The organism is Sphingorhabdus sp. (assembly GCF_040079335.1).
Lineage (GTDB): Bacteria > Pseudomonadota > Alphaproteobacteria > Sphingomonadales > Sphingomonadaceae > Sphingorhabdus_B.
Genome location: NZ_JBEBKL010000099.1, coordinates 1 through 3007 on the forward strand (window position 1 = coordinate 1; position 3007 = coordinate 3007).

The 3007-nt window shown below is 61.6% G+C and carries 4 protein-coding genes; all 4 read right to left on the reverse strand.

The features are described 5' to 3' along the window. Window positions 1-5: 5 nt before the first annotated feature. From ABL922_RS14345 to fliP, 4 genes are read right to left on the reverse strand one after another with little or no spacing between them, the layout of a single operon-like run. Window positions 6-1148: a flagellar type III secretion system protein FlhB gene (locus tag ABL922_RS14345; RefSeq protein WP_349024892.1), complete on the reverse strand. Its 1143-nt coding sequence runs from the start codon at window positions 1146-1148 to the stop codon at window positions 6-8. A gap of 3 nt (window positions 1149-1151) precedes the next feature. Then, window positions 1152-1931 carry a flagellar biosynthetic protein FliR gene (fliR, locus tag ABL922_RS14350; RefSeq protein ID WP_349024893.1) on the reverse strand — a complete coding sequence of 260 codons (780 nt, stop codon included), beginning with the start codon at window positions 1929-1931 and terminating at the stop codon, window positions 1152-1154. Window positions 1932-1934: 3 nt separating this feature from the next. After that, window positions 1935-2204, reverse strand: coding sequence for a flagellar biosynthesis protein FliQ (gene fliQ, locus ABL922_RS14355; protein ID WP_349024894.1), 270 nt, complete (start codon window positions 2202-2204; stop codon window positions 1935-1937). 1 nt (window position 2205) lies between these two features. After that, entirely contained in the window at window positions 2206-2943 is a 738-nt protein-coding gene (fliP, locus tag ABL922_RS14360; RefSeq protein ID WP_349024895.1) for a flagellar type III secretion system pore protein FliP, read from the reverse strand. Between the last annotated feature and the right edge of the window lie 64 nt (window positions 2944-3007).

The window sequence follows — 3007 nt, forward strand, 5'->3', positions numbered from 1 at the left end:
GTGATTCAATCCGCTTCAGGTTTGCCCTCGGAATCGAAGCGTTTCTTAAGGGGCACCTCGACCGCTGGCGGCGGTATCCTTTGCCCCATTTCGCGGTCGAGCCGGAAGACAAAGGCGAGGATGATCGCGACGGCCTGATACAGGTCCTCAGGGATGGCCTGCCCCGCGCGGGTGGTGAAATAGAGCGCGCGGGTCAGCACCGGATAGTCGAGCATCGGCACCTCGCGCTCGCTGGCCAGTTCGCGCATCGCCAGCGCCACTTCGTCACGACCGCGGGCGACCACGACCGGGGCGGCGTCCTTGCCGGGGCGATAGCGCAAGGCGACCGAGAAATGGCTGGGATTGTTGAGCAGCACATTCGCCTCGACCATCGCTTTGCGCGCTGATTGGCTGAGGATGGCCTGTTGCCGGGCGCGCAATTGGGCCTTCAGTTCGGGCGCGCCTTCGCTTTGCCGCAGCTCTTCCTTAACCTGTTCGCGCGACATCCGAAGGCGGCGGGTGCGCTGGAAGATCTGGGCGGGGACATCGAGCAGCGCAATGAGCAGCATCGCAAAGCACAGCGCCAATAAAAGCGATACCAGACTATCGCCCAGTCGTCTGGAAGCCGAGAGCGGGTCGGCAGATGAGAGTGACAAGAATTTGGGCAGCTCGTCGATCACAAGCCACCAGCCGACCACACCGAGTAGCGTCGCCTTGGCCAATGCCTTGGTCAGCTCGATCAATCCCTGCATCCCGAAGATGCGCTTGATGCCCGCCAAGGGACTCAGCCGGTTGCCCTTGAACGCCATCGCTTTGGACCGCCAACCAAAAGAGCCCAGCACCGCAGGCCCCGCAATGGCGGCGGCAAGGCTCGCAAGCAACAAGGCAGCAAAGGGCAAAAGCAGCGGCGCGAGCAATTCCGCCAAGCGGTCCGATACATCGAAACTGGCGAAGTGGTTGCGCTCGACAGACAGGCCGTCACGCAGCATGTTTGAAGCTGCACCGACCAGCCATTTGCCCGCCAACGCCAACCAACCGACCCCTGCAAGCATCACCAGCGCCGAAGCCAGCTCGCGCGAGATCAGAACATCGCCTTCCTCCGCCGCGTCCTGCCGCCGTTTTGGCGTGGGCGCTTCGGTCTGCTGATCGCGATCGGGGGTGTCGGCCATTGCTCAGCCTTGCGCAAGCCGCGCGGCTTCGGCCATCGCCTCGGCCATCGTCCGCACCAAAGTCTCGGCCATCACCGGCGTCGCAATAGCAAGCAGGACAATGCCTGCCGACAGCGTCACTGGCAGCCCGACCGAAAACAGATTGAGCGTCGGCGCCGACCGCGAAACAATCGCGAAAACCGCCTGCACCATCAGCAGCGCCGACAACACGGGCATCGCAACCGCCAATCCGGCGACAAAGACCAGACCGCCAAATTGCACCAGCCCTTGCAGCGCTTTTGATGAGAGCCAGCCGACCCCCGGGGGCAGGGTGCGGTAGCTTTCGAAAACCAGTTCGAAGAACAGCAAATGCCCGTCGCCCGCCAGAAAGAGAAACAGCGCCAGCATCGACAGATATTGCCCTATGGCGGGGCTGGGCTGCCCCGTTGCCGGATCAGCCATCGCGGCAAAGCCGATGCCCATCATGTTGCTGATAACCTCCCCCGCGAGCAGCGCGGCGGCGAAACCGATTTGCAGCGCGAATCCCATTGCTAGCCCCGTCAGCACTTCGCTTGTCATCATTAAAAGACCCGAAAGTGAAACCAGACCGTCAACAGGCAGAGCCGGACGAAGCATCTCGGCGGCTGGCAAAGCGAGCGCCAGCGCCAGTACCAGCTGCAATTGCACCGGCACTTTGGCGGCGCCAAAAAAGGGTGCGGCGAGCATCGCGGCACCCGGGCGGATCATCGCGAGCAGCCACAATTGCAAGGTCGCCTCAACATTGCCGAATGCGAATTCGCCCATGCTCTAGCGCAGCAGCAAAGGGATCTGGTCGAAAATGTCGCGGGTGAAGTCGGCGATCAGCACCATGATGCTGCCGCCAAACAGCGCAAGGCAGATCGCGACAAGGATTAGCTTGGGCACAAAGCTCAGCGTCTGTTCGTTGATAGAGGTTGCTGCCTGCACCATGCCGAGCAACACCCCGGTAACGAGCGCCGGGATCAGGATTGGCGCGGAGGCGAGGGCGAGCACCCACAGCGCCTGCTGCGCAATCGCGAGGAAAGCGTCCTGTTCCATATCATCGGCTCGCGAAAGAGGCGGCGAGTGAGCCCATGGTCAGCGCCCAGCCATCGACCAGTACAAAGAGCAATAGCTTGAACGGCATCGAGACGATGGTGGGCGAAAGCATCATCATCCCAAGCGACATCAGCGCCGATGCGACCATCAGGTCGATGATCAGAAAGGGCAGGAAGATCAAAAAGCCGATCTGGAAGGCGGTCTTGAGTTCGCTGGTGACAAAGGCGGGAAGCAGGATCGCAAATGGCACCTCCTTCGGGCTGGCAAGCGGGGGCGATTTGGCGAGTTTGGTGAACAGCGCCAGATCACCCTTGCGGGTCTGGGCGAGCATGAAGCCGTGCAGCGACGCACCTGCGCGCGACACTGCCTCTTCAATCCCGATCTGCTGTTCGCCATAAGGCGTGATCGCGGCACGGTTGATGTCGGACAGCACAGGCTGCATCACGAACAGCGAAAGGAAAAGGCTTAGGCCCACCAGCACTTGATTGGGCGGGGTTTGCTGCAGCCCGAGCGCGTGGCGCAGGATCGACAGCACGATGATGATCCGCGTGAAACTAGTCATCATCAGCACCAGCGAAGGCAGAATGGTGAGCAACCCCATGAGCAGCAGGATTTGCAGCGACAGCGAGAGCGGGCGGCCATTGCCTGCAATCTCTCCCAGCGCGCGATCCATAGCGCCGCTGCTTTGTGCGAATGCCGTTTCGGGGATCAGTATCATTGTGGCGAACAATAGTGGCATCAGCCACCCCAACCCCTCCCCTTTAGGGGAGGGGTTGGGGTGGGGCCTTTTGGTGTGTGTTAGG

Excerpts from the sequence above, each read along its gene's own strand:
- ABL922_RS14345 (WP_349024892.1), bottom strand. The coding sequence starts at position 1,148 with ATGGCCGACACCCCCGATCGCGATCAGCAGACCGAAGCGCCCACGCCA.
- fliR (WP_349024893.1), bottom strand. The coding sequence starts at position 1,931 with ATGGGCGAATTCGCATTCGGCAATGTTGAGGCGACCTTGCAATTGTGG.
- fliQ (WP_349024894.1), bottom strand. The coding sequence starts at position 2,204 with ATGGAACAGGACGCTTTCCTCGCGATTGCGCAGCAGGCGCTGTGGGTG.
- fliP (WP_349024895.1), bottom strand. The coding sequence starts at position 2,943 with ATGCCACTATTGTTCGCCACAATGATACTGATCCCCGAAACGGCATTC.